This is a genomic window from Arthrobacter sp. TmT3-37 (genome assembly GCF_054510835.1).
The window spans coordinates 50,839-76,041 of record NZ_JBTNDU010000019.1; the positions used below are offsets into that span (position 1 = coordinate 50,839).

Consider the following 25,203-nt stretch of genomic DNA (forward strand, 5'->3'; position numbering starts at 1 on the left):
GCTGTCTAAGTGAGAGTCTCGCGCAGCTCTGTGAGCAGTTCGTAAACCCGGTCAGCTTTCGCTTCGACAGCCTTCTTGTCGGCCTTCTTCACAAGCGTCGTGATCTTTCTACGAAGAGATTCTTCGGTGTTCGATTCCGAGAATGCCTTGAGGAACTCAATCCAGTGCCTAGCAGGGATGCCCGAAACAGGGCTGCTGACCAGTTTGGCGGTCCAATCGGTCATGAGGCCTTCGATGCGCGCAACTCGACCAAAATTTTTTCCTTTGTCACCCACAGCTTCGTCCGAGTACGTCTGACCTGCAGGTGGGTATGGGCCAACTCCCTGCGGGAAGTCGATATCGAAGTTGCGGCTAGCCGTTTCGCCTCGACGGAGATGCTGCCAGTAGTGCGTACGCATATCTGCGGCGTACTTGGCTTGCTCAACGTACGGCTCGAGTACCTTCGGGCTTCCGCTCAGGACGTTGCTCAGTGTCCATGGAACACAGACCAGAAGATCCCAGACGCTGGAGGCGTCTGCGGTCGCTTTATACCGGAAAGATGGCTCTGCTTCCTTGCTGAGCAAATACCAACCCTTGAGCTCGATACCTAGGATGGGCTGTTGAGAGTCACCGCCTCTGACCAGACGAACGTCTGGGAAGCTCTGGGAGAATCGCTTGAAGCCGTAGTCCTGCCATTCGTCATTCGGGTCCCAAACGGATCTGAGCCGGTTGAGTGTATCGACGGTTTGTACCTCAATCGCACCCCCGAGCAGTGTATTGAGAGAGAACAGATCGCCGGCGTCCAAACCCTCGATGTTGATAGGACTCGCGAAGTAGAACGGAAGTGCGCCGATCGCCTCGATTACGTTTTCACGAAGCTTGAATCGAGGATCGGCCTGATCTAAGGCGTACCTTCCAGGGGCTGGCACTACCGGCACAGTTAGTGGGGTCGCAGCATCGAGGTCTAGGATGCCGGCCTGATCGTATTGATCCATCAGGAAACTTCCGACCGATTCACATGGTCACTTTCAGAGGCAGCGAACACTTCCGCTGCCTCGTTGAGTCGCTCGCAGGCAAGCCCCTGGAAGGCGATGTCGACTTCTGCAGCGAAGGCACGTCGACCAGTGCTAACTGCTGCGACCGAGGCAGATGCCAGACCTCCAAATGGTTCCCACACCACGTCCCCTTGGCTGGTCGTCGCCTCAACCTGCCGCACCATAAACTCGAGTGGCTTCTGGTTGAGGTGGGTTGCACTCGCGCGGGTAGGTTTGTAGGTACGGGGGGCAGATCGCTCCATAGCGCCCTTGAGTCGTTCAGAGTCATGCAGCGGAGGACGTTGCCATACGTTGGTCAGTCCATGGGCGTGATTCCAGGTAGCCCGTAGAGCGTCCCAGGATTCCGCGGTGACAGGTGTTTCTCCATCAAGAGAGAAGTAGGGGCGCGAAGTGATTTGACCGTGGTGGCGGGTGTACTTGGCCATCAACTCGACCATGGATCCCGGGGGCCAGTACCAAAGCCAATCTTGGGTTAGGTACTTCCGGGTTGCCGCGTTTTTCACACCGCATGCTTCGTTCGAGCGGTTTAAGGGCAGGCCGGAGCGGAGCCACTCTGTCCGGAGCCACTCTTTGACCGGCAGGGTTCGACCATCAGCAGCGGGAAGCTCAATCCGTCTGCGGTACAGGGCAGAAACTTCGGTGACGACGGGCATCTGGCGAATGGTGAGTCCGTTCACGTTGCCTGCAATGTGGGAGAGGCCTTTGTCCCAGGTGATCAGTTCTACGTACTCCCAGCCATGAGCGAGCAGCAGAGGGTGAACAGTCGCCCATCCGACCTCCGTGTTCCAGAACCACAGGCTCGTGGCGGGCTTAACGTGCTTGCTCCAGGCTTGAACGTGAGGTCGGTACCAATCTTCCAGGCCGGAGGCGTCAACGGTGTCGCCTCGGAATCCTCGAACACCGTAAGCGCCGTCCGAGATGATGGTGTCGGGAGTGTCCCAGTTGGCATAAGCCTCTAGTGAGTTGCCGCTGTGAAAAGTGAAGGCTCCGGACGGATGTCTGACGTCCGCTCGGTGCTTGACCGGGCTCTTGGTTGTCGTCCGTGAGGGCGTACGCGCAGACAATGCTTCCTCTATTCCATGGTGAGACTGGCCATCGTGACCAGCACTCATGTTATCCGCACAGGCTTGAGCGGGACCTAGCTGTCCGTGAGGTGGCGTTTGAAGAGAATCAACTCGATCTCATCCGCGCGGACAGCTTGGGTCCTGTCCGTTTGCTCCGTGGCTAGGTCTGCCCACCTGCCGAGGAGATTGCAATACCGCCCGTAGGAGTCGGGCCACCATTCTTTAGTTGGTGCTGTGGGCCATGCGTCGCGCCGGAGTTTTTCGGAAACAACCTGGTCGAGGATCAGGAGCTTAGGTGTGGTGGAGTTGCCTTGTGCGAAGTAGAGGAACTTGGTGGAGAAGGCTGGGCCGTACCAGCTGATGCGGCCCTTGCCGTGGTCGGTCGTCAGGCAGCTATACGCCTCCCGAGGAGCAGCGCCTTCCCTGACTAAGGTCCAGGCGGAGACCAACAGATCACCGGCTGTTTCCTGTTGCGCAGCAAGGTGTTCCAGGCGTTTGTGAAGGTAGGGTGCTTTGGTCCCCAACCCCCAGGCGAGTGAGTAGTAGAGCAGTTGGAACGCGTTGTCGGGGGTGATCGGCTGATCACCAAACTCAAACACCTCCTGACGACTCACTGTCGTACGACCGGCGGTCGCAAGCTTTCCCCTGATCGGAGGAAGGGAACGGGCGGCCAGCTGAAGGCGCCATCGCGTGCCGTTCACAGGAGCTGCGTGCTCAAAAACTTTAGGGGCGGCAGGTATCTTCACCAGGACGTCATGCGGAAGCGGGGCGTTTTCGTTGATCATGAACCGACTCTAGGTTCCATCTAGGGCTCTTACGCGTCATGCACGTTCAAGGCTTGTTCGGACTGTTGTCGTAGTGGTGATGAGTCTCGGAATTCCGGGACTCACCACCACTCCATGGACTAGCAGAGAGTGTTCTCGCCCAGTAGGCGTAACCTCTCCCAGACGTCGCCGAGGAAGCTCGGCTCTCCGGTGAGGAGAGCATGAACGTCCCGCGCGACGGTGTTGACGATGCAACCCAGAAACATCCCTGGTGGGATCTTCTTGGCTCTTGCTCCGGCTGCGCGTCTCTTCCTTACCTTCATTGCTCGATGTCTCGGGCTCATTCGAACCTTCTTTCTCCCTTGAGTGGTGGAAAGAAGGCCTAGGTACTACCGATGCCTAACCGTCCGGCCTCCCAGATCGGTTGAACCCGATGACTGCGTGGCATAGACTGTCTGAATACTTCGAGAGTATAAACATCTGAACTTCGGCCTTCTTTCCTATTGGTTGGTCAACTTCAGATTCGGTCATAAAAAGACTCACAAAGGTTTCGCAGACCAAAGTGAGTTTGTATAAACGCATTTGTAGCTGATGCAAATAAGGTTCTCACCTAAACAAAGGAATTGTCAAGCCCGAGGGTATCCCTCGGGCTTTTCCTGTCAGTCGACTGACATTCCAACGCTTAGTACGTCTCGTTTTTGTAAAACTTGTAAAAGTATTTTTGTAAAATTTGTAAGGTTGGGTTTTCCTGAAACCGTAAAAAATATTTTACGGATACATGATTTGGTGTGGCCATGAATAGCCAGCCGGTAGATTTTTCTTGCTCAAGTGCGTATGAAATCAGCGGTGGATCGCATGAGGGGGCGCGGGCTGTGCTGGATGGTCAGAAGGCGTTGTGGTCTCTGAGGGTGTTCTGTGGTGTGTTCTAAGGCATCAAGGGTGCGAAGGTGACTACACCCCGGATCATCGCTTGAGGGCTGAGTCTTGTCGTTGTCGTGCCAGGCTCATGTGAGATGCGAAATGACTAGCCGTTGCTGCAGAGTGCGCCGAGCAGGCGCGACCAAGTAGGCCGGTCACGGCCTCTGCGGCATGAGGCGTGGTGGTAGGACGCAGGCTGACGATTATCCCCTTGTCATCGACGGCTATGTAGCCCCACTCGAAGAGGGCGTCGCAGCCGAGGTTGCAAACCAGCATTGCCACCGTCTGAAAGTCCCGCCTTTCCGCTTCGGTGCACTGCGAGCGTGGTTTGATGTGCGCAGCAATCAGCAGATTGATAGGTAACTCGCGCCCGCAGAGGGAGCATCCCGCGGACGCCCGGCCCGCGATCAGGTGGCGGCGAAGATCCTGCTGTTCGGCTCGTGCTTTATTGAAACCCTCAACATCGGAGTTATCCCCGTCCCAAAAGGTGAGAGGACGCCCCAGCCAGCTGTCGTCAGGGTCGCCAGGAGCAATGTCTAAGTATTCCAACAGCCGCCGCCCGTCCTCGGCGGAGACGTTTGACAAGAACTTGCCCCGAGCCGCGCCGCTACCGTCACTGTTCAGAGGGCCGTGCTGACCGACAGTGATGATCGAGCCCAGTTCTTTGTATCCCAATTCAAGACCTGTAATGAGAGGCTCTACCCGCGCAAGCCAACCATCATCTCCCTCACCTTCACGAGCGGGGTACTCCGGTGGTCGAGGAAACTTGATTGCCTCCTCAGTCACCGTGCTGACTGCTCGAAGAGCCGCCTTCTGGTAGTGGAAAACAACATCACCACGACGCAGGTCCATGATTCGTCGACGAGCCTCGTCGAGCCGTCTAGGTTCCGGCCGTGGGCACGTCCACAACGTCTTGCTGAGGATGACCTGCTCGTAGTTCGTAGATTGATTCGCGAAGTAGTAGTTCACGAGCTAAGCACATCACAACGGCGACTCGCGTCTACCGGACGTACCTATCCGGATATGTGCAAAAACGACCGTTTTAGAGCCAGTTTTTCTGCACCACTGAAACTGTGACTTTCAGCGGAAGTGGCGGGGTTTTACGCGCTAATTGGCGGGGTTAGTTGATCAAGTGGTTCCGATGACGAGTGTGCTGCGGGCTGCTTCGACGACGTCGTTGGTGATGACGTGGAGGTCGTTGATTCTGAGGATGCGTTCGATCTGGGGGAAGAGCCGTTCGAGGAGTCGGAAGTTCCCTCGGGTTATGCGTTCGATGGTGGCGGCGGCTTGGGCATCAGTGAAGTCGTCTGGATCGAACTTCTGTCCCAGGCGGGACCACTGACGGTGCAGGACGAAGACGAGTTCGTCGTGTCCTAGTGGTCGGTATTGGTGGGCGAAGCCGAGCCGGCTGTAGAGCTGGGGGTAGCGGCTGAACTGTTTGTCGAGTCCTGGCATGCCGATGAAGATCACTGCTGTGTTTTGGCGATCGTGGCGGTCGCGGAGGATTTCCAGTGCCGTGGAGTTGAGGCGTTCGGCTTCGTCGACGATGAGTAGTTCGACGAATTTGTGCCATGCTGCTGCTCTCCCGGAGAGGGGTGGCTTGTATCCGGTGGTCATCATGTGGTGTTCGATGCAGATTCCGGTGCGATCGATGTAGAGGTCGAGTTCGTCCCGGAGTTGTTTGGGTCGGGCGAGGACGGGTGGGGTGTAGAGGACGGTGCGGGTCTGATGAGCTGCCGCCCACGCCTTTTCGTCGCTTTCGTCGCGGGGCCCCCAGGTGTGGACGAGAGGTTCGATGGTGTCCCAGTGGGCGTAGCGGCGGGCGGAGAGGGTTTTGCCGACGCCGGCAGGCCCGAAACAGATTCCGATGGTGCGTTGCTTGCGCACGGCGTTTGCGAACTCAACGAATCGACGATGCTCCTTAGTGGCAATGAAGCGGCCTGTCATCAGTCCTCCTCGTAGAGGCGCAGCCGTGGCCGCGGCGTGATGTGCGGTGATGCGGCGGGTAATGGATTGGGAGGTGCGGCAGGTTCGTCCCGCTCGGGTTGTGGAATCTGGACGGGGAAGGTCGTGATGCGTTCGTTGATGTGGGCGCGCAGCTGGCGGCGGCGGGCAGTTCGAGCGGCTTGGATTTCCTTGATGCTGATGCTGGTGTGCTCGTAGGTGGGGTTGATGGCGTTGCAGACGAAGCTGCCGCGGTGGAAAACGCGGATCTCGCTGATGTCTCTGGGGTCGTATCGGAGGGTGATGGTCTCCCCGACGTAGCTGGCGAGGATTGGGGAGATGTAGCGCAGGCCCTGGAAGCGGATGCCATCGCGTTGAACTTTGCGAGGTGCCTGAACGGTCAGGAGGAGTTCGTCGAGTTGCTCGAGGGTGGCGGGCAGGCGCGGTATCCAGCAGTCGGCGATCCACGCGTTGGTGGGAGTGAGCTTTGTTTCGCTGTGTTGGCGGTGGTTGTAGGTGTTCACGATGAGCTCGTGCAGGGCGGTGGTGAGGCCGTCGAGCGTCAGTGTGGGTGCCGGGTGGGAGTGTCCTGCTGTGATGTGTCCGGGCAGTTCGGCGAGGAGCTCGGTGTTGATGGTGCCGAAGAATCGTTCCACCTTCCCGCGGCCCTGCGGTCGGGCGACGGCGGAGTGGATCATCCGGATCCGCAGGTCGTTGGTGACGTGGGTGAGGTGGTGACTGGTGAAGTCAGAGCCGTGGTCGACGTAGAGGACGTCGGGTATTCCGCAGATCGGCCACGCCGGGTCGCTTTTGGGCCAGATCGCCTGACGCAGCGCGAGGGCTGTGTTCATGGAGGTCGGCGCGCCGAGGAACACCACGTAGCCGGCGATTGCCCGGGAATGGTCGTCGAGGATGATGGTCAGCCATGGGCGGACCGGCTTTCCCTGGGTATCGAGGATGAGGATGTCGAGCATGGTGTGGTCGGCTTGCCAGATCGCGTTGGGTTGATCGGCCTGCCGACGTAGCGCCAGCTCATACTTGTCGCGGTACGCCACCGGTCCTTCAAGGGCAAGCACTCTCATCCCGGGATCGAGGTGAGCCACAACCCGGCGGACGTGCGCGTACTTCGGTATCGGCCAGCCCTTCTCCGCGCAAATCTTTGTCATCGTGCGCGTGATGGCGGCAATGGATTGTCGTGGTCGGATGAGGGCTAACCCTTCGATCATGCGCACGACGTCCGGAGTAAGTGATTCAGGCCGGGTGCGCTGTTTCGGTTTGAGCCCCTGCAGCCCCTGGACTTTGTAGGTGTGCTTCCAGCGTTCGAGAGTCCGCAACGGAATGCCGCTCTCGCGGGCGATGGCCGCCAGGGGGACATCGTCTTCGACGTTGAGGCGGAGGTAGGACCAGCGTTCAGTGACCACGTCCGCTTGGGTGAACGAGGAATCCTTCGGGGCCTGACCTTCTGCCATCTACACCGCCGGCTTCACCTTCGGTTTACGGCCTTTGGTCGGTGTCGCATGGTCACGCTTGAGTGTCCGGTAGATGGTGGTCCTGCTGACACCGAGGACCTTCCCGATCTGTTCGACGGTCATGTCCTGCTGCTCGTACATGCGACGCGCGGCAGTGACCTGGTGAGGACTGAGCCGTGGTGGGCGACCACCGGTACGACCTCGAGCGCGGGCAGCCGCGAGGCCAGCATTGGTGCGCTCCTTTATAAGGTCACGTTCGAACTCGGCAAGAGCGGCGAAGACGTGGAAGACGAGGCGACCGCCAGGTGAGGTCGTATCGATGGTTTCCTGTAGGGACTTGAACCCGATGCCTTTGTCCTGGAGTGCGGTGAGCTGGTCAATGAGGTGGCGAATGGATCGGCCGAGCCGGTCGAGCCGCCAGACGACGAGCGTGTCTCCTGGGCGCAGCTGATCCAGCAGCTTGGTGAGCTCCGGTCGCTGATCGAGGGAGCCCGAGATGGTGTCGACGAACACGCGATAACAGCCAGCAGCATTGAGCGCATCGACCTGCAGTGCAGCGTCCTGATCGGTCGTCGACACTCGCGCGTACCCGAGAAGGTGTCCCATGCCCTCCAATGTAGCGGAACTCGTCAATTCAGGGCAGAAGTGGAGCATAGATTGTGGCACTGAGTATTGCTACACAAAAGGAGCTTCTACGACATGTTTCGCGGGGTTGCAGTCGCGTGTAGCAAATACGGTCGATTTCGTGCATCCATTCACGACCGAAGATCATTTCCTACCAGCGGTGTTGAGCTAGTAGGTGCTGGAAGTGCGCGCAACTCTAAGTGTTCTCGCGGGGGTGGGGTGGGGCAGACCGGGTTGTCGGTGTGACGTGGCACTCTCTTATTAGGAGAAGGTCTCCTGACGAGAAAGAAGGGAGGTGCCCGTATGGCTAAGCCTGATGACAAGCCCGAGAATCCCAACAAGCCAGACCATCCGGTTCATCCGCCGCATCCGGAACACCCTGACAAGCCGGGAAAGCCCGATGTTCCGCCAGGGCCGTCGAACCCACCGAACCCGCCCGGAAACAGGCCGGTGGGCTAGAAATCGTGACCACCTTCCTACCGTGGTGGGAGCAGTACCCCGGGAGACTGGAGCATGAATACTCTGCGCTTCAGTCTCTCGGTGTCTCTGTTCACGAGGACACCGACGCAAGGGCCAACGGTGTCATCACCTGGGCTGTTGTCGTGCCGGATGACTTCACTGGTCAAGGCGACGTCGAGCTGGTCGTCACATTTCCTGAGTTCTATCCGTTCCTGCGCCCGGATGTAACGGCCCCGGAGCTTGATATGGCGCACCACCAGCACCCGTTCGGAAAAAACTTGTGCCTCATAGGCCGAGCGTCAGCGTCCTGGGACACCCAAAATGACCTTGCCTGGCTGATTCGGGAACAATTACACAAGGCCCTCACGCTGGGCGTCGCTGAAGATCGTGGCGGCGATGAAGAGAACCAGGGCGAGCCCTTTTCGGAGTACTACAGCTACACGCCTAACGCGATGGTGCTAATTGACAGTGCATGGGAACCCCCTGCAGTGCCATCAACGGGCACCGCAACAATGCGCGTCACCGGGCACATGCCCCTACGCCCGGATACGCAGAGCCTCTTCGTCATTGGCTCCATAGCTCTACCCGGTATGCCACCATCGTTCGTGATGCCGGAAGCCATCTCCCAGCATTACGACAACACCCCTGAATGGACCGCTCAGTGGGTACACATGCCGGCGGCAGTCAAAGCATCAGACGCAGCCGGACTGTGGGAAGCAGTCGAAGCACACGTCGGTCCTCCGCCACCTCCTCTAACCTGCAACGACACGGAGTTTGAGCTCCGGCTGGTTTCCTTCCCAGAGGAACATTCCCAGACCACCACAGGGACAGGGTGGGTACTGCTCATTCATCAGCTCGGACAGTGGATTCAGCCCACCCGGAAAGAAAGCAAGTCTGGCAACCCGGCACGGCGGGTTGCCCACCGCGCATCCTCAATCTATTACCTGATTCGATCGGGTCGCGTCGGACCAAGTGATATGCGAGCCCGCTTGGGTCCGGCTTCATCCCTGGCATCGAAGCGTGTGCTGCTCATCGGTGCGGGAGCTGTTGGCAGCGTTATCGCTGACCAGCTGTCTCGTGCCGGAATACAAGGACTGACAATCATCGACCCTGATGTACTTGAACCAGGGAACCTTGTCCGCCATGCAAACAACCTGTCCTTCATCGGCACATCCAAAAGCGGTGCCACTGCCGCTCTCGCCACTCAGGCGAACCCATACCTCAAGGTGCTCCCACTCATCTTTTCCATGGGGAGCACCGCAGCAGGAGTAGAACAACGCACAGTCTTGTCGCAGGAGTACGACCAATCTGACCTCATCATCGACGCGACCGCTGAAGTCGGAGTTCAGCGTCTATCCGCGTCCCTTGCTCGACAGGCCGGCAAGCCATGGATTGGTGCTTGGGCGACGAACGGAGCACGCGGAGGAGCCGTAATTCGGGTTCCCGGTGCCGCTGCGTGGTGCTTTTCATGTTTCGAATGGGAACGATCCGAGAATGACTCACCCCTTCTGCCGCCAGCGAGCCCTGCGCCGCTGACCCAGCCGATTGGCTGTGCCGAACCCACCTTCTTGGGCCCTGGATACGACCTCAATGAGGTGGCGATCCATGCTGCCCGGACCGCCACGGCGGTACTTTTAGACAAGCCAACACATGATGCGGCCATCTTGTCCCTAGATCACGCGAGTGGCGCGGACCTGCCTCGCTGGGAGGTTGCGCCTTTGAGCGAGCATCCGCGATGCGAACACCGTTGACGACAGCTTGGTTAGGTAAAGGCATCCTCGAAAGACTCTTTCACGAGGCCGCGGAATTTGCCCCACTGGAGACAGGCGGAGTGCTCCTCGGATGGCGGTCCCCTGGACACATCTGCGTCACGAGAATTGTTGGTCCTGGCCCCGGTGCTCGACACCACAAAATGTCCTTCGACCCAGATACGAAATGGCAAGCAGAACAAATCGCCCAACTCTATGCTGACTCGGGCCGCCGTCTCTCGTATCTGGGCGATTGGCACACTCACCCTGGCGCCACACCGAACCCCAGTGCACGAGACCGTCAAACCCTACGTACCATCGCCCGACACCCCCCAGCACGTTGCCCTCAACCCCTCATGGTGATCATCGGCCAGCCTCACTCTGACCAATGGGAAGCGTCTGGCCATTCAGTCACACGAGACCGCTTCCTGAAAACGCTCAAGGTCACCAGCCTGCCACTTCACACCAACGAAGAGCTCCAGGATCTTTAGTCCATCGTCGTCCGGGCGCAGATATTGAGTGGGGACGACTCGTTGATCGCGTATGACAGAACGAACGCCATGGAATGCTCCGGACTGCTGGAGTAACCACCATTGCGTGATGTCTAGACCCTCGCACGTTCACGTTGCAAAAGCCGGAACGGACCCTTATTCCACGCGATCGGAGCCGTTCTGCACTGTTGCGCTTGGGTGTACTCGATAAAAAACACACTTTATCGAGGGGCGGAAGAGCTTCTTGCAGCAATCAAAGCCGGTACCAGCGCACGCCGTGGGGTTCGAGGGTGATACCTGCCGCCAGATGCGCCTCCTGCCCGCTGATGAGTTCGAGGGCGGTGTCCGGCAGTCCCGAGAGCGTCTCGGCGCTGATGTGCTGTGGGGTCTCGGCGAAGTTCGCCAGGACGACGACGGTCGACTCCTCGCCGTCGAGCAGGCCGGGGCGCTGGTAGCCCAGGACGTGGGCGTTGTGCGTGGTGAACGGCACGAGCCGTCCGCCGGCGAGCTCCGGCGCACTCTTCCGGACGTCGATGAGGTGGCGGAGCCGCGTGAAGATGGCTCCGGCGTCCGTCGCGGTGTCCTGCCGGGTCGCGTAGCGGTCGGCGGGGTAGGCGGGGCGTCCGACCCATCGGCTGTCGGCGGCCTTGGCCGGGTCCTCGAGGTAACCGTAGTCGTTGAGCTGGCCCACCTCGTCGCCGAGATAGAGCAGCGGGATGCCGCCGGTGCTGAGGATGATCGAGTGGGCGAGCAGGATCCGGGCGACGGCGGTGCCGTCGCCCGCCTCCAGTCCTGCAAGGGACGCGGTGGTGCCGGAGATGCGGCAGTCGCCGGTGCGGGGGTTGTCCTGGAAGGGGACGCCGCGGGCGAAGCTGCCGGGGAAGCGGTTGACGAAGAAGGCGTTGAGGAACCGGCGGTGGTCGGAGCCGTCGATGCCGAGTTCGGCGGCGTCCTCGTCGGAGAACGTCCAGCCGATGTCGTCGTGGCTGCGCACGTAGTTGACCCAGGCGGTCCCCTCGGGGATCCCGTGCCGGCGTTCGAGGGCCTGGGCGAGCAGGGAGACCTCGCGGGTGGCGAGCGAGTTCCAGATCAGTGCCATCTGCAGGGGGTTGTAGCTGAGCTGGCACTCGTTCCGGTCGATGTACTGCACCACCTCGTCCGGGTGCACGATCGCTTCGGACTTGAACAGCAGCGACGGGGCGGCGAGGCGGCACTCCGCGTTGAAGGCCTGCAGCAGCAGGTGCGCTTCGGGGAGGCTCTCGCAGGTGGTGCCGAGCTGCTTCCAGATGAAGGCCACGGCGTCCATGCGGACGATGTCTACGCCCTGGTTCGCGAGATACAGCATCTCCCCGGCCATCGCCCGGAACACCCGGGGGTTGCGGTAGTTGAGGTCCCACTGGAACGAGTGGAACGTGGCCCAGATCCACCGGCCGTCCTCGAGCTGCACGAAGGAGCCCGGGTGGTCGTCGGGGAAGATCTCGCGGACGGTCCGCTCAAAGGCGTCGGGCATGTCCCGATCCGGGTAGATCCAGTAGAAGTCCTCGTAGTCGGGGTCCCCGGCAATCGCCTTCCGTGCCCACGCGTGCTCGTTCGAGGTGTGGTTGAAGATGAAGTCCACCACGAGGGCTATGCCGTTCTCGCGTAGCTCCCGCGCGAGGTCGGCGAGGTCCTCCATGGTGCCCAGTGCCGGGTTCACGTCGCGGTAGCTCGAGACCGCGTACCCGCCGTCGGAGTTCTCCTCCGGTGCCAGGAACAGCGGCATCAGGTGCAGGTACGTCAGGCCGAGGTCGCGAAAGTAGGGGATCCTCCCACGCACTCCGGCGAGGTCTCCCGCATACAGGTCCACGTAACACACGCCGCCGAGCATCCTGTTCGAGGAGTACCACTCGGGGGCCATGGCACGGGACGCGTCGATGGCCTTCAGGTCATCGGGCCGCTCCTGCCACGACACCGCGGCGTCCAGCACCACCCGCAGCAGTTCCGAGTCCGCGCCGGATCCATAGATACGGGAGAACAGCGACTGCAGTCGGGGGAACTCGGCATCGAACCGAGCCTCGAAGGAATCCCAATCCGTATCCGACGTCGTGCCCCGGCGCGTCGACCGGAGTTCGATGCGGATGCGGTCTTCTGTCAGGGCATCTGAAGGGAGGGGCAAAGTTTTCCTGGTGGGTAGAGGCTTAAACATGGAAGAGCTGAGGGGCAATGGCCAAGGATCCAGGACATGGCTGAGGCGAAGGACAGGCTACTGCGGGGTGAGCTCAGGGGTTAGGGAGTGAAGGGCTCGGCGATGGACGCGACGCCATGCTGGGTACAGGCCAATGCGACGCGTAGCGCGTGATCGACGACGACGGGCTCGTCATGCAGGACCTGCCCGCAGTGCAGGCAGGTCCTTGGCTCTTCGTTGGCCTTTTCCGGTGACATTAGGCTCGTCCTTCCGCTGTCAGGGTGTAGCGCTTGAGCTGTCGAGAGACAACCAGAGAGTCGATTCGGGAGCAAGGTGATTGCCGTCGACCGGGCCGCTACCGAGGATGATGTGGGCGTCCTCAAGGACCTCGAACCGGACGGGGTGGGATGCGAAGTTGACGACGCACATGAACCCGGGGCCTCGAGTGAAGACGAGGAGTTCCGGTGCACTGGCCTCCCAATGGAAGTCGCCCTGTCGTAGTGCGGGGACGTTCCGGCGGTGCTGCAGGGCTTTTCTGTAGAAGCTGAGCATGCTGTCAGGGTCGTCTTTTTGGGCTTCTACTGACCGGTCAGCCCAGTCATCGGGTTGCTCGAGCCAAGCCTGGTGGGACCCGAAACCGAACGAAGGCCCACTTCTCGTCCATGGCAGGGGCACACGACACCCATCACGGCCTTTGAGGGCTCCGCCGGACCGGTGCCAGACGGGGTCCTGGAGGTTCTCGCGCGGCAGTTCGGCTACCTCCCGCAGGCCCAGTTCCTCGCCCTGGTACAGGTAGGCGGATCCGGGGAGGGCGAGCATCATCAGGGTCGCAGCGCTGGCCCTGCGCTGTCCACGGTCCTCATCGAGGAAGGGGTGCAGGCCGTCGCTGAGGAGCCAGTCGTCGGCGGATACATCTGCGGGCAGGGCGAGCCGGGAGGCGTGCCGTGGTACGTCGTGGCTGGACAGGACCCATGTGTTGCCGCCGGCGTGCCCGGCGATGGACTGCTGTCCGGTAAGGGACGTGTCGATGGTGCTTCGATAGGAGTCCCTGGACCATGATGACTTCAGCAGGGAGAAGTCGAAGACCTGACCCAGCTCATCGGGTCGGGCGTACAGGAACGTCCGGGAGTTCGCCGGTGTCCACGTCTCAGCGACAGCCATCAGGGGCGGGTCGTATTCGTTGAACACTTCACGCCATGACCGGTACACCTCGTGCACCCCGTCCCGGTCATACAGCGGATCAGTTCCATCCGAGGGTAGGGCAGCGTCGAGGTTCGGCTGGTTCCGCAACGGCTCCTTGAGGTCTTTGACGAGGGAGTGTGCGACGTCGACGCGGAAACCGTCGACGCCGCGGTCCGCCCAGAACCGCAGGACGCCCAGGAAGTACTCGCGTACCTCCTCGTTGTCCCAGTTCAGGTCCGGCTGGGCCCGATCAAACAGGTGGCAGTACCACTGTCCGTCCTGGACCTGCTCCCAGGCGCTACCGCCGAAGTGGGACTGCCAGTCCGTCGGAGGCTGTTCCCCTCTGCTGTCCGTGCGGCCATCGGGGTGGCCGTCTCGGAAGATGTACCGGGCACGCTCCGGGCTGCCGGGTGGGGCGGCGAGAGCTTGCCTGAACCAGGGGTGCTGGTCGGAGGTGTGGTTCGGGACGATGTCGATAATGACCTTCAGTCCGCGCTGGTGGGCGCCGTCCACGAGGGCATTGAAATCCTCGAGCGTCCCGAGCCGTGGGTCGACGTCGCAGTAGTCCGAGACGTCGTATCCGCCGTCCGCGAGGGGGGAGGGGTAGAAGGGAGACATCCAGATGGCGTCGACGCCGAGGTCCTGGAGGTAGTCCAGTTTCGAGGTGACCCCGGGCAGGTCGCCCAGTCCGTCGCCGTTGGCGTCGGCGAAGGAGCGCGGGTAGATCTGGTAGACCACCGCGTCCTTCCACCAATCGGCATCTGTCCCTCGTGCGGGATTGTGTTCGAGAAGCATCTCGGTCATGTTCTTTCGTGGCCCCTTATCCCTTGACTGCACCCTGGAGGAGCGCCTTGCTGAACTGCTTTTGAAGGAGCAGGAAAACGATGATGGTCGGTGCCATGAGCAGGAGCGCGCCGGCATTGAGCAGGACGATGTCGGTGCTGTATTTGGATTGGAAGGCCTGCAGCGCGCCAGCCATGGTGCGCTTGTTCGGGTCGTTGATCAGGACCAGGGCCAGCAGGAACGTGTTCCAGGTCGACAGGAACATCAGCAGGCCCAGGGATGAGATGGCGGGCCGGGCCAGCGGGAGGTGGATCTGCACGAATGACTGCCACGCGCTGGCCCCGTCGATGCTGGAGGCTTCGCTGAGTTCGGCCGGTGTCGTGGCGAAGTGGGCGTTCATCCAGAAGACAGCGAACGGCATGTTCAACCCGATGAGCGGCAGGATGAGCCCGAGCTGGCTGTCCAGCAGGCCCAGCTCGTTGACCTGCTGGTAGAGAGGCACGATGGTGATCTCGTACGGCAGGGTGAGGGTCAGCAGGAGCAGAAGGTAGAAGATCTTCCCCAGCGGGATCCGCAGGATCGCGATCGCATACGCGGCCATGGTGGAGATCAGCAGGGCGATCGGAACCACGCCGAGGACGATGAGGACACTGGATTTCAGCAAGGTGGTGATGTTTGCGACGTTCCAAGCGTCGACGAAGTTGTGCCATTGCGGGTCCGCCGGCCAGCTCAGGCCCTGTGGGATGCTTCCCTGCGGGGCCAGGGCCGCGGTGAACATACTGATCAGTGGCACGATCGAGAAGATCGCGGCCGCCACGATGAGCATGATGCCGGGAAGCCTGCCGCGCAGTTGCTTGGACGCTGCTGTATTGCGTGGAGAAGTTGAGGACGCGCGGCTGGCGGCCCTTGATCCGGTGGTCTTGGTGACGGTCATGACTCACGTTCCTGGAAGAGTCGCTGCAATGGCACGATGATCGCGACGATGAGGATGGCTAGGACGACGGCCAGGGCGCAGGCGGCACCGAGTCGTGCGTCGTTGAAGGCCAGGAGGTAGACCTGGACGCCGGGAACCATGGTGGTTCCGCCGGGTCCTCCTTGTGTGGCCAGGTAGACGACGTCGAAGCTGGCTAGGGCGCTGATGATGGTCACGGTGACGCAGACACCGAGTTCGCGGCGTAGGCCGGGGACGGTGACGTTGAAGAACTGCTGGATCGCGTTCGCGCCGTCGAGGCGGGCTGCCTCATAGAGTGCGGTGTCGATCTTTCCGATGCCGGACATCAGCAGGAGCGTACACAGTCCGGTGGAGAGCCAGGTCCCGATGATTCCCACGGCAGTGAGGGCGAAGTCGAAGTCGCCCAGCCAGGCGCGGGTAAGACTGTCCAGCCCGAGTGCTCGCAGGATCTGGTTGATGACACCGTTGGAGGCGTACATCCATGTCCACGCCACGGCTGCTGCTGCGCCCGGGATGATCTGTGGCAGGAACAACAGGGTTCGTGCCAGCGCTCCGGAGAAGCGCCCTTCCATGGTCCGCATCGTTGCTGCTGCGATGAGCCCGAAGAGGACCGGGATGATCGTGAAGAAGATGATCAGGTAGAACGCGTTGACCAGGGGCCGGAGTAGCTCTGGTTGGGTGAAGACGTCGACGTAGTTCTGGAACCCGACGAACGTCGATGCTCCGATGCCGTTCCAGTCGTAGAAGGAGTACTGGATGGACTGCAGGATCGCCCGGAGGTTGAAAAACCCGTAGAACGCAAGGGCGGGGAGGGCGAAAAGCCATCCTGCCCACCGGCGGGACCGAAAGATGGCCCTGCCCGGACGGCGGCGGGGCCGCCCGGGCTGAGCTGTCTGGGCCGCCGCGCCATCGATGCCGAGGTTGGCGCTCATCGTGAACTACTGATCTCGTGAATCGGCGTAGGTAGCCTGCAGCGTGTCGATCATTGCGTCGGCGTCCGTCTGATCGGCGAGCAACGCCTGCAACTGCTCGGTCATCTTGGTGTTGACCTCAGGCGTGGCATTGTTCAGCCAGTTATCGAACCCGTTATCAGCTGCAACGGTCGCGTACCCGGCCTGAATCTGCTCATCGACGGGCTGGTCGAGGGTCACTTCCGCTCCGGCCTCGGCATTCAGGGCCGAGGGGTAGCCGGCCTCGGCCGCTACTGCTGCGGCTTCCGGGGTCGACAGGAAGTCCAGGAACAGGGCGGCTGCTTCCTTGTTGTCCGACTTGGAAGCGATCGACATGGCGAGCTGGTTGTTGGTCATGCTGACCTGCGGGCTGTTCTCGTCCTTCGCCGGGAAGGGGAAGATGCCGTACTTGCCGTCGAAGGATTCGGGCAGAGACTGGGTGACCCAGGTGCCCGAGACGAGGAACAGACCCTGACCGGCGGCGAACTGGCCGTAGGACGCGTCCTGGTTGATGGCGTTGGCGTCGGCATTGAAATAGCCGGCGTCCGCCCACTTCTCCAGCACCGCGGTTGCTTCCTTCGCCTCGGGGGTGTCCAGTGTCGCGTCGGGGGTGCGCCAGACGACGTTCAGGAGGTCCTGCGGTCCCATGTAGGTTCCCAGGAGCAGGTTGAACAGGTGCCCGGTCAGTCCGTCGGCGTTGGAGGCCACGATCGGTGTGATGCCGGCGTCCTTCGCGGACTGCAGGGCCGCCTCGAATTCCTCCACAGTCTGCGGGATCTCGTCCAGGCCGATCTGCTCCGCGAGTTCACGGTTGTAGAACACTCCGACGAGGGGACCCGAGGCTCCGCCGCCCTGATAGAGGGAACCCGAACCGATGACTCCTTCGGAGACACGGCCGGCAGCCAAGGCGGAGGACGGGATTTCCTCTTCCCAGCCAAAGGCCTCGGCGCAGGCGTCGAGGTTGGTGACCAACCCGTCCTCGACAGCGCCGATCAGGTCGAAGGGGATTGCCAAATCCGGCGGGCTGTCCGAGGCCAGCAGCCGCGGCAGGACGGTGTTGAAGTTGTTGTCTGCCTCGGTCTGAAGTTCCACCGAGATGTTGGGGTACTTCTCCATGAAGGCATCGGATAGTGACTGGGCGTAATCAGCAGTGCCGGCAGCTGTGAAGAACGTCAGGCTGGCATCGGACTCTGCTGCGGCCTGGGTATCGCAGGTGAACTCTTCAGTCGTCGCTTCTGACGGAGCGGAACCGGGACCGCTACAAGCACTCAGGGCGAAACCTGCAGCGATAGCGAGCGTAAGAAAGCGACCGGCAGAGTGGAACCGCGAAGCCTGAACAACGGACGGGTTTTTCGGCATCATTGCCTCCTGATAAGGGATGAGGATCGAAGCGCGCTTTTCCTTGGACCTACACCAACTTCACCGGATACGAGCGAGTCTGGGGGCGAGCCGACCAGTACCGGAAGCGCTTCCGATTACCTATGGTGACAGACCGGAAGATGTGACGCAACAGACATTCTAAAAAGAATTCTAGGCCCGAAGCTTCGCCACAGTGTCGCGCCAGTCATCCTAGAACTAGGACCGGAAGCCCTTCCATGGAGTACTTTGGGCTCATGGCAAGTCCCCGAACACAGATGACCCTCGCGGATATCGCGCGCCTGGCAGGCGTCGGATCAGCAACGGCATCGCGCGCACTGAACAACGACAAGGGCGTCTCCGCTGAAACCCGGCAGCGCGTGCTCAACATCGCGGCGCAATACTCCTACGTCGTCTCCCCCGAAGCTGTCCGCCTGGCAAAGGGAAACCTTGGCAGGGTGGCCGTGGTGGCACCGCACCTCTCACGCTGGTTCTTCGGCGAAATCGTCGAAGGCATCGAGACAGTGCTGCGCGCCGCGGACATCGACACCCTCCTGTACTTCGTCGGCAGCCTCGAAGACAGGCGAGGTTTCTTCGAGAAACTGCCTGCCCGTCGGAAGGTCGACGCGGTCATCGTGGTCGGATTCCCCGTCGAAGAAGCCGAACGAGCGCGCCTCGAACTCCTCAACGTGCACATCGTCGCAGCAGGCGGGCAACACGCGGTCTACCCCAACGTCTGCATCGACGACAATCGAGCCGGCCGCCAAGCAATGGATCACCTGATCTTCCTCGGCCACCGTCGGATAGCAATGATCGAAGCAATCGACCTGGATCAACCCACCGAACCATCCGGAAGATCATCCGCGTATCGAGAAGCGCTAGACGAAGCCGGCATCACCTACGACCCCGAGCTTGTCATGTCCACACCATGGGGAGGTGAGCAGGGAGCCCAAGCCATGGCGGCCCTACTCAGTCTCAAAAACCCGCCGACGGCCGTCTACGCACACTCCGATGAAGTCGCCGTAGGGGCGATGCGAAGCATCAGGCGTGCAGGCCTCAGGATCCCTGACGACATCTCCATCGTCGGCATCGACAACCACCCCATCGCAGAGCTGGTCGACCTCACCACTGTCAGCCAACCAGTCCACACCCAGGGCGAGCTCGCAGCACAAATGGTCCTCAGCCTCCTCGAAGGAAAAGACCTCCCTGAGCGCGAACACACCGTGCCCACGCAACTGGTCATGCGTGCAACGACCGCGCCACCGCGCACGTACCGCTAGGACCCGTCCACCCCATTGCACAGCAGCGAGTCGCCTACAGCAGGGCCTGCCTTCTCAGCCGTGGCGCTTCGGATCCCGCCATCACGCTACAAAAACACCACCACCCAGACGAAAATTCACATGGCTCTCTCGCATTTGAGTGTCCTATGGACGGTCGTATAGGACACAGGACAATCTGCCCGGTCCCGAAGCCGGTCCGAGTAAATTCAGCTCAGCAGCGCGAATCACACTGGGTGACGCGTTAAGGCCAGAAACAGCCGTTTTTGTGGGCCGACCTCTTCGTGCATGACCCGCAGTAGCTAGGTGCTCCCCTTGCGAGCTGCGCGATGAGGTTGCCGGTACGCCATAAGTTCGAATCGTCAGGTTCGAATTCTCGAAGGCCAGCGTAAGTCGGACATCGTCTGTGACAGTTTTTGCTGCCCCTCAGTGGACCCTGTTCACGACGGCCGACAGGACCGGTTCGAGGGCGCCGCGAAGAGCCTTGGGCATGGCGTCGGACTGGAGGTGGGTGCGGGCGCGTGCGGCGTACTCGGCGGCGAGGTCGGTCGAGTAGTCCTTGGCTCCGCTGTCGATGAGGACGCGCCGGACGTGGTCGGCCTCGGCCGCGGACATGCCCGGATTGCCGACCAGCGACGAGATGCTGTCCCATTCCGGACGGGAGGAAACGTAGGACAGCAGGGTCGTGCGCTTGCCCTCACGCAGGTCGCCCCAGTTGGTCTTGCCCGTACGTGTCTCGTTGCCGAAGACACCTAGGAGGTCGTCGGCGATCTGGTAGGCGATCCCGGCGTCCCGTCCGAACTCACCCAGCAGCATGATCACCTCTTCCTCGGCACCCGCGAGCACGGCGCCGGCCTGCAGCGGCCCCTCGAAGGAGTACACAGAGGTCTTGAGCCGGGCCATCTGCACGATGTCCTCGAGCGGCGGCATCGATGCATCGAGGGAGGTCTCGATGTCGAGGAACTCTCCTGCCGCCGAGGCGAAGACCGCCTCGTCCAGGATCTCGCCGAGCCTTCTCCGCACAGCAGTCGGAGCCTCGACGCGTTGGAGGAGGCGGTAGGCATTGGACAGGGCGAGGTCGCCGGCGATGACACCGGCGGACAGTCCGACGTGACGGGCACCGTCCGGGGACATGCCGGCGGCGGCCGCGATACTGCGGTAGCGCCCCGAGACGTTGGGTATGCCCCGGCGGACGAAATCACGATCGATGACGTCGTCGTGCACGATCAAAGCGGTGTGCAGCAGTTCGAACGCGGCACCGACCTCCGCCGCAGTGCCGAGGTCGCGGCCACCGAGCATCCGGTAGGCGGACATGACGAGGCGTGGGCGGAAGCGCTTTCCTCCGGCGGTGCAGCGCTCGAGGGTCTCCCAAAAGCCGTGGTAGCCGGGGCCGATCCTGGCGGCGCGGTTCTTCGACTCCTCGAAGAACCGCTCGAGTGCACCCTCGACCTGCTCGAGCCCTGCGGGCTCGAGCTGCAAAGTGTCCAGGTCCATGTCCATGTCCATAACTTTGCGCCTACCTTCCCCTGGGGGTGAGATCAAAAAGCATTCCGGCCTCCGATCACAGTAGTTCCCGGGAAGCATTGCAGGTGAGGCCCCATGTTCTCCCGCTTTTGGATCGCAGCGGGGGGTCTGGCGAACGATCGTTTCCGATGTGAATCCTCCCTTCGTCGACGATGCTGGGGAGGGCCGCGTCCAGGTGCGCGCCTCTGCCGGTCAGGCATCCGGGCGGTGTGTCGACCGGGGCTCTGGAGGAGTTCTCCGACTGACAGCTGGTGATCAGGAACTGCCGGTAAATTGCAGTCAATAAACAAAAGCGTGCAGTCCGTGCATGCGATTGGGTGTCGAAAGGGCGGGCGTGGCATGAGGGTGGAACGACGGTGAGTGGTGAGTTGGTGATCGATGCTGCGGGCATCACCAAGTCCTATGGTGCGGGGGCGACACGTTTCGACGCACTGAAGGGTGTGTCCCTTCAGATTGGGACGGGTGAAAGCGTGGCCATCATCGGGAAAAGCGGTTCGGGTAAGTCCACGCTGATGCACATCCTGGCCCTTCTGGACGAGCCGGACGATGGATCCTTGCGGGTTACCGGGCGGGACGCACGGGAGTTGTCGGCCAAGCAGCTCAACACGTTGCGCAACCAGGAGTTCGGGTTCGTGTTCCAGCAATTCTTCCTCACCCCGAACACCACCGTGTTGGACAACGTCGTCCTTCCGCTGAAAATCGCGGGCGTCAGCCCATCCGAGCGGCGCCGCAGGGGGATGGCGGTGCTGGAACAGCTGGAACTGGCGGACAAGGCAAACAACAAGGCGACTGATCTGTCCGGGGGGCAGAAGCAGCGGGCTGTGATCAGCCGTGCGCTGGTGAACGAGCCCAGCATCATCTTCGCCGACGAGCCGACCGGGAACCTGGACACCGCCACCGGCGCGACCGTGGAGGACATCCTGTTCGGGTTGAACAAGGACAAGGGCATCACCCTCATCGTGGTGACCCACGACGTCGACCTCGCCGCCCGCTGTGACCGGCAGATCTTCGTCCGCGACGGACTGATCGAACGCACGAGTCGGTCAGCTCACGACAGCGCAGCAGAAACGAGCCACGCATGAATGCCCGGGACCTGATGTCCTCAGCGGTGGCCAACACCTTCCGCTCCAAGCTGCGCACCACATTGACTGTGCTGGCGATCTTCGTGGGCGCGTTCACCTTGACCCTCACCAACGCGGTCGGGGCGGGGGTCTCGGACTACGTGGACAAACAGGTCGCAGCCATGGGGTCAGACGACATGCTTTTCGTTCAGAAAGCCACCGGGGACACCGTTTCTGGTGACGGTCCTGCCGAATACGACCCCGAAGCCGCGCGCAACGTTGAGGGAGCGGGACCGCGCGACATCGATCCGCTGACCGATGAGGACCTCGAGACGATCCGGGGCACGACCGGCATTGTTGAGGCGGACCCGCTGCGTCTTGTCGTCCCCGACTACATCACCTCCGACGGTGGCGCTGCCTATGAACTCACGGCGAACCCCGTGGGCAGCATCGCCCAAGTTGACCTCGAGGCCGGCCAACAGCTTGACCGGACCTCCGACGAGCACCAGATCATTGTCCCCTCCACCTATGTCACGGCGTTGGGCTTCGACTCCGCCGAGCCGGTTGTCGGATCAACCGTCGAATTGGGCATTACTGACGTGCTCGGTGAACAGCACACTGTGGAAGCCACCGTGGTGGGGGTCTCCCGGGAGAGCCTCCTGGCCTCCGGGGCGAGCATGAACGAGGCCTTACTTGCGGAACTCTCCATGGTCCAGTCTGCCGGTGTTGATAGCGGTTCCACCGGCTACATCGCTGTTACCGCCTACTTCGACACTTCCCTCCCCGCGGAAGAAGTCGATGCCCTCAAGTCCTCCCTGGCCGAGGACGGTTATGACGCCCGGACCACCGAGGACCAGTTGGGAATGATCCAGACCGTCATCAGCGGCATCGTGGGTATTCTCAATGCTTTCGCCGTGATTGCCCTGGTCGCCGCGAGCTTCGGGATCATCAACACGTTGCTGATGAGCGTGCAGGAACGCACCCGGGAGATCGGACTGATGAAGGCCATGGGGATGAGCGGGGGAAGGGTCTTTGCCCTGTTCAGCCTCGAGGCCGTCGTTATCGGTTTCCTTGGCAGCGCGATAGGCGCCGCCGTAGCCGTGGCCCTCGGATCCACGATCAGCTCCGTACTGGCCGACGGGGCGCTGTCCGGGCTGCCGGGGCTCAGCATCATGCTCTTCGAACCCGGCACCGTGGCCGGGGTGATCCTGTTGATCATGGCGATCGCCTTTTTGGCCGGAACCCTGCCCGCCCGGCAAGCCGCGAAACAGAACCCCATCGATTCCCTGCGCTACGAATAGCCCCGAAAGGACGTGAACAGAGGTGTCCAACGAACAAGGGGCCGTAGACCGTAAGCGCGCCCGAGCCCTGAACATCGAGCGCAGCGCCATCGCCCTGGTCCAGGAGCACGGACTGGAACACGTGACCGTGGATATGATCTGCCAGAAGAGCGAAGTTTCTCAACGTACGTTCTTCAACTACTACAAGACGAAGGACGAGGCGCTCACTGGCGCCCAGGCCCCGCGGATCCACGAGGGCCGGGCCCGTGAGTTCCTCGTCTCGAGCGGAACGAACCTGTTGGTGGAGGGCCTCGAGCTCGTGGCCGACAGCCTCGCCGCCAGCAACCCCGAACCGGACCCGACCCTGATGGCCGCCCGCATGCAGATCGCCCTGCGCTACCCGCAGATCTTCGGCAAGGCGATGGAGGCCATGAACTCCATCCAGGCCGAACTGACGGAACTGATCCTGCTGCGCCTGAGCAGGAACCACGACGCGACGACGCACCCGACAGATCTCCGTGACCAGGCCGGACTGATGGCCAACCTGGTCTTCGGAGCCCTGCGGTTCACCATGACCACATGGATGCGCGATCCGACCGCGGACCCACGCCCACCCGTGGAACACACCACCGGCCTCCTGACCAGGATCATGACCACACCCACCAGCCACTCACATACTCCCCAAGAAACCCTCATGCCCGACGTCCCCACCAGATGAACCTGTAGCGCGTCCGGCAGAGCATCCGCGCGGCCGCGACATGCGATCCGCCCCTGTTCCGGGACTGTAAGAAAAACGGTGTGTGAGGTTCGGCCTGATCCGAGAGGAGATGGCCGTGAACGACTTCACGACCGAAGTAACAGAGGCGATGATCGATCCTGTGACAGGAGAAATTATCGATCAAAAGGACCTCGCCGAGCGACTGCTCGCGCAAGCCAAAGAGCAAGGCGTGAGCTTGGTCGGCCCTGGTGGGCTGTTGAACCAGCTCACGAAGAACGTCCTCGAGACGGCGTTGGACGCCGAGTTGACGGAGCACCTCGGGCACGAGCACGGCGGCACGCCGATCGCAGCGAATATGCGCAACGGCACCCGAGTGAAGACGGTGCTGACGGAGATCGGCCCAGTCGAGATCGAGGTGCCAAGGGACCGGGACGGGTCGTTCGAGCCGGTGATCGTGCCCAAGCGGAAACGACGTCTGGACGGGATTGATCAGATCGTGCTCTCCCTGTCCGCCCGCGGGCTGACTACGGGTGAGATTGCCGCGCACTTCGAGGAGGTCTACGGGGCGAAAGTCTCTAAAGACACCATCAGTCGGATCACGGAGAAGGTCACCGGCGAGCTGGCCGAGTGGTCTTCCCGTCCGCTGGATCCGCTCTACCCGGTCCTGTTCGTTGATGCGATCGTGGTGAAGGTCCGCGATGGGCAGGTCCGCAACACCCCGTTCTACGTCGTTATGGGCGTCACCACGAACGGGGAACGCGACATCCTCGGCATCTGGGCCGGCGACGGAGGTGAAGGAGCGAGGTTTTGGCTGCAAGTCTTCTCCGAGCTGAAGAACCGAGGCGTCCAGGACGTGCTCATCGCCGTCTGCGACGGACTCAAGGGCCTGCCCGAGGCAATCACAACCACCTGGGAGCGGACGGTCGTTCAGCAATGCATCGTGCACCTGATCCGCAACAGCTTCCGCTATGCCGGCCGGCAGCACCGCGACGGGATCGTCAAGGCACTCAAGCCCGTCTACACGGCTCCCAGTGAGGCCGCTGCGAAGGACCGGTTCGCCGAGTTCACGGCAGAGTGGGGTGACCGGTATCCGGCAATCGTGAAGCTCTGGGAATCCTCGTGGGCCGAGTTTGTGCCGTTCCTCGAATACGACGTAGAGATCCGCCGGGTCATCTGCACGACCAACGCGATCGAGTCGATCAATGCACGCTACCGGCGGGCGGTCCGGGCCCGCGGCCACTTCCCCAACGAGGCCGCGGCCCTGAAATGCCTCTACCTCGTCACCAGGTCTCTTGACCCCACCGGCGGGGGCAGAGCACGCTGGGTAATCAGGTGGAAACCCGCGCTCAATGCGTTCGCGATCACCTTCGCGGGCCGGTTCGAGAAGACCATTTACTGATGAAAACCGCCGGACCCCACACACCGTTTATCGGACAGTCCC

20 protein-coding genes are annotated in these 25,203 nt (G+C 61.6%); 7 read left to right on the forward strand and 13 right to left on the reverse strand.

The features are described 5' to 3' along the window. Positions 1 to 5 precede the first annotated feature (5 nt). From ACX80U_RS17295 to ACX80U_RS17325, 7 genes are all read right to left on the reverse strand, one after another. Entirely contained in the window at positions 6 to 974 is a 969-nt protein-coding gene (locus tag ACX80U_RS17295; protein ID WP_459269329.1) for a hypothetical protein, read from the reverse strand. Beyond that, a complete protein-coding gene (locus ACX80U_RS17300; protein ID WP_459269330.1) occupies positions 974 to 2,146 on the reverse strand; it encodes a DNA methyltransferase in 1,173 nt (390 codons plus the stop codon). The genes ACX80U_RS17295 and ACX80U_RS17300 overlap by 1 nt, the downstream gene beginning before the upstream one ends. Positions 2,147 to 2,172: 26 nt before the next feature. Next, positions 2,173 to 2,883 carry an 8-oxoguanine DNA glycosylase OGG fold protein gene (locus ACX80U_RS17305; RefSeq protein WP_459269331.1) on the reverse strand — a complete coding sequence of 237 codons (711 nt, stop codon included), beginning with the start codon at positions 2,881 to 2,883 and terminating at the stop codon, positions 2,173 to 2,175. A 942-nt stretch (positions 2,884 to 3,825) separates the two neighbouring features. Further along, a complete protein-coding gene (locus ACX80U_RS17310; RefSeq protein WP_459269332.1) occupies positions 3,826 to 4,749 on the reverse strand; it encodes a hypothetical protein in 924 nt (307 codons plus the stop codon). A gap of 159 nt (positions 4,750 to 4,908) precedes the next feature. After that, complete coding sequence (locus ACX80U_RS17315; RefSeq protein ID WP_459269333.1) at positions 4,909 to 5,727, reverse strand: AAA family ATPase; 819 nt, start codon at positions 5,725 to 5,727, stop codon at positions 4,909 to 4,911. Next, positions 5,727 to 7,193 (reverse strand): transposase, encoded by a 1,467-nt coding sequence (locus tag ACX80U_RS17320; RefSeq protein WP_459269334.1) that lies wholly within the window; start codon positions 7,191 to 7,193, stop codon positions 5,727 to 5,729. Before ACX80U_RS17320 ends, ACX80U_RS17315 begins: the two co-directional genes overlap by 1 nt. Beyond that, a complete protein-coding gene (locus ACX80U_RS17325) occupies positions 7,194 to 7,799 on the reverse strand; it encodes a recombinase family protein (protein WP_459269335.1) in 606 nt (201 codons plus the stop codon). It abuts the gene before it with no gap. Positions 7,800 to 8,281: 482 nt separating this feature from the next. Between ACX80U_RS17325 and ACX80U_RS17330 the strand changes: the two genes are divergently transcribed. Continuing rightward, on the forward strand, positions 8,282 to 10,027 hold the full coding sequence (locus ACX80U_RS17330) for a ThiF family adenylyltransferase (protein WP_459269336.1): 1,746 nt from the start codon (positions 8,282 to 8,284) through the stop codon (positions 10,025 to 10,027). Further along, positions 10,012 to 10,515, forward strand: coding sequence for a Mov34/MPN/PAD-1 family protein (locus ACX80U_RS17335; RefSeq protein ID WP_459269337.1), 504 nt, complete (start codon positions 10,012 to 10,014; stop codon positions 10,513 to 10,515). Before ACX80U_RS17330 ends, ACX80U_RS17335 begins: the two co-directional genes overlap by 16 nt. A 253-nt stretch (positions 10,516 to 10,768) precedes the next feature. On the opposite strand, the gene ACX80U_RS17340 is transcribed toward ACX80U_RS17335, so the two are convergent. From ACX80U_RS17340 to ACX80U_RS17360, 5 genes are all read right to left on the reverse strand, one after another. Continuing rightward, positions 10,769 to 12,628: an amylosucrase gene (locus tag ACX80U_RS17340; RefSeq protein ID WP_459269348.1), complete on the reverse strand. Its 1,860-nt coding sequence runs from the start codon at positions 12,626 to 12,628 to the stop codon at positions 10,769 to 10,771. Positions 12,629 to 12,955: 327 nt separating this feature from the next. Next, positions 12,956 to 14,665 (reverse strand): glycoside hydrolase family 13 protein, encoded by a 1,710-nt coding sequence (locus tag ACX80U_RS17345; protein WP_459269338.1) that lies wholly within the window; start codon positions 14,663 to 14,665, stop codon positions 12,956 to 12,958. Between the two features lie 16 nt (positions 14,666 to 14,681). Beyond that, positions 14,682 to 15,578: a carbohydrate ABC transporter permease gene (locus ACX80U_RS17350; protein WP_459269339.1), complete on the reverse strand. Its 897-nt coding sequence runs from the start codon at positions 15,576 to 15,578 to the stop codon at positions 14,682 to 14,684. After that, entirely contained in the window at positions 15,575 to 16,528 is a 954-nt protein-coding gene (locus tag ACX80U_RS17355; RefSeq protein WP_459269340.1) for a carbohydrate ABC transporter permease, read from the reverse strand. The genes ACX80U_RS17350 and ACX80U_RS17355 overlap by 4 nt, the downstream gene beginning before the upstream one ends. A 6-nt stretch (positions 16,529 to 16,534) precedes the next feature. After that, entirely contained in the window at positions 16,535 to 17,905 is a 1,371-nt protein-coding gene (locus ACX80U_RS17360; protein WP_459269341.1) for an ABC transporter substrate-binding protein, read from the reverse strand. A 254-nt stretch (positions 17,906 to 18,159) separates the two neighbouring features. Here ACX80U_RS17360 and ACX80U_RS17365 point away from each other — a divergent pair, with 254 nt between their 5' ends. Then, a complete protein-coding gene (locus ACX80U_RS17365; protein ID WP_459269342.1) occupies positions 18,160 to 19,182 on the forward strand; it encodes a LacI family DNA-binding transcriptional regulator in 1,023 nt (340 codons plus the stop codon). A 423-nt stretch (positions 19,183 to 19,605) separates the two neighbouring features. Here the strand turns inward: ACX80U_RS17365 and ACX80U_RS17370 are convergent, their stop codons facing one another. Further along, positions 19,606 to 20,673 carry a polyprenyl synthetase family protein gene (locus ACX80U_RS17370; protein ID WP_459269343.1) on the reverse strand — a complete coding sequence of 356 codons (1,068 nt, stop codon included), beginning with the start codon at positions 20,671 to 20,673 and terminating at the stop codon, positions 19,606 to 19,608. Between the two features lie 386 nt (positions 20,674 to 21,059). Here ACX80U_RS17370 and ACX80U_RS17375 point away from each other — a divergent pair, with 386 nt between their 5' ends. The 4 genes from ACX80U_RS17375 (at position 21,060) to ACX80U_RS17390 (ending at position 25,161) form a co-directional block, all read left to right on the forward strand. Continuing rightward, on the forward strand, positions 21,060 to 21,785 hold the full coding sequence (locus tag ACX80U_RS17375; protein ID WP_459269344.1) for an ABC transporter ATP-binding protein: 726 nt from the start codon (positions 21,060 to 21,062) through the stop codon (positions 21,783 to 21,785). Beyond that, on the forward strand, positions 21,782 to 23,065 hold the full coding sequence (locus ACX80U_RS17380) for an ABC transporter permease (RefSeq protein ID WP_459269345.1): 1,284 nt from the start codon (positions 21,782 to 21,784) through the stop codon (positions 23,063 to 23,065). Before ACX80U_RS17375 ends, ACX80U_RS17380 begins: the two co-directional genes overlap by 4 nt. A 22-nt stretch (positions 23,066 to 23,087) precedes the next feature. Further along, positions 23,088 to 23,762: a TetR/AcrR family transcriptional regulator gene (locus tag ACX80U_RS17385; protein WP_459269346.1), complete on the forward strand. Its 675-nt coding sequence runs from the start codon at positions 23,088 to 23,090 to the stop codon at positions 23,760 to 23,762. A 148-nt stretch (positions 23,763 to 23,910) separates the two neighbouring features. Continuing rightward, complete coding sequence (locus ACX80U_RS17390; RefSeq protein WP_459269349.1) at positions 23,911 to 25,161, forward strand: IS256 family transposase; 1,251 nt, start codon at positions 23,911 to 23,913, stop codon at positions 25,159 to 25,161. The last annotated feature ends 42 nt before the right edge of the window (positions 25,162 to 25,203 follow it).

Bases quoted from the DNA above. Each gene is read 5' to 3' on its own strand.
- ACX80U_RS17295 (WP_459269329.1), bottom strand. From the start codon at position 974: ATGGATCAATACGATCAGGCCGGCATCCTAGACCTCGATGCTGCGACC.
- ACX80U_RS17300 (WP_459269330.1), bottom strand. From the start codon at position 2,146: ATGAGTGCTGGTCACGATGGCCAGTCTCACCATGGAATAGAGGAAGCA.
- ACX80U_RS17305 (WP_459269331.1), bottom strand. From the start codon at position 2,883: ATGATCAACGAAAACGCCCCGCTTCCGCATGACGTCCTGGTGAAGATA.
- ACX80U_RS17315 (WP_459269333.1), bottom strand. From the start codon at position 5,727: ATGACAGGCCGCTTCATTGCCACTAAGGAGCATCGTCGATTCGTTGAG.
- ACX80U_RS17320 (WP_459269334.1), bottom strand. From the start codon at position 7,193: ATGGCAGAAGGTCAGGCCCCGAAGGATTCCTCGTTCACCCAAGCGGAC.
- ACX80U_RS17325 (WP_459269335.1), bottom strand. From the start codon at position 7,799: ATGGGACACCTTCTCGGGTACGCGCGAGTGTCGACGACCGATCAGGAC.
- ACX80U_RS17335 (WP_459269337.1), top strand. From the start codon at position 10,012: ATGCGAACACCGTTGACGACAGCTTGGTTAGGTAAAGGCATCCTCGAA.
- ACX80U_RS17345 (WP_459269338.1), bottom strand. From the start codon at position 14,665: ATGACCGAGATGCTTCTCGAACACAATCCCGCACGAGGGACAGATGCC.
- ACX80U_RS17350 (WP_459269339.1), bottom strand. From the start codon at position 15,578: ATGACCGTCACCAAGACCACCGGATCAAGGGCCGCCAGCCGCGCGTCC.
- ACX80U_RS17355 (WP_459269340.1), bottom strand. From the start codon at position 16,528: ATGAGCGCCAACCTCGGCATCGATGGCGCGGCGGCCCAGACAGCTCAG.
- ACX80U_RS17360 (WP_459269341.1), bottom strand. From the start codon at position 17,905: ATGCCGAAAAACCCGTCCGTTGTTCAGGCTTCGCGGTTCCACTCTGCC.
- ACX80U_RS17365 (WP_459269342.1), top strand. From the start codon at position 18,160: ATGGCAAGTCCCCGAACACAGATGACCCTCGCGGATATCGCGCGCCTG.
- ACX80U_RS17370 (WP_459269343.1), bottom strand. From the start codon at position 20,673: ATGGACCTGGACACTTTGCAGCTCGAGCCCGCAGGGCTCGAGCAGGTC.
- ACX80U_RS17380 (WP_459269345.1), top strand. From the start codon at position 21,782: ATGAATGCCCGGGACCTGATGTCCTCAGCGGTGGCCAACACCTTCCGC.
- ACX80U_RS17390 (WP_459269349.1), top strand. From the start codon at position 23,911: ATGATCGATCCTGTGACAGGAGAAATTATCGATCAAAAGGACCTCGCC.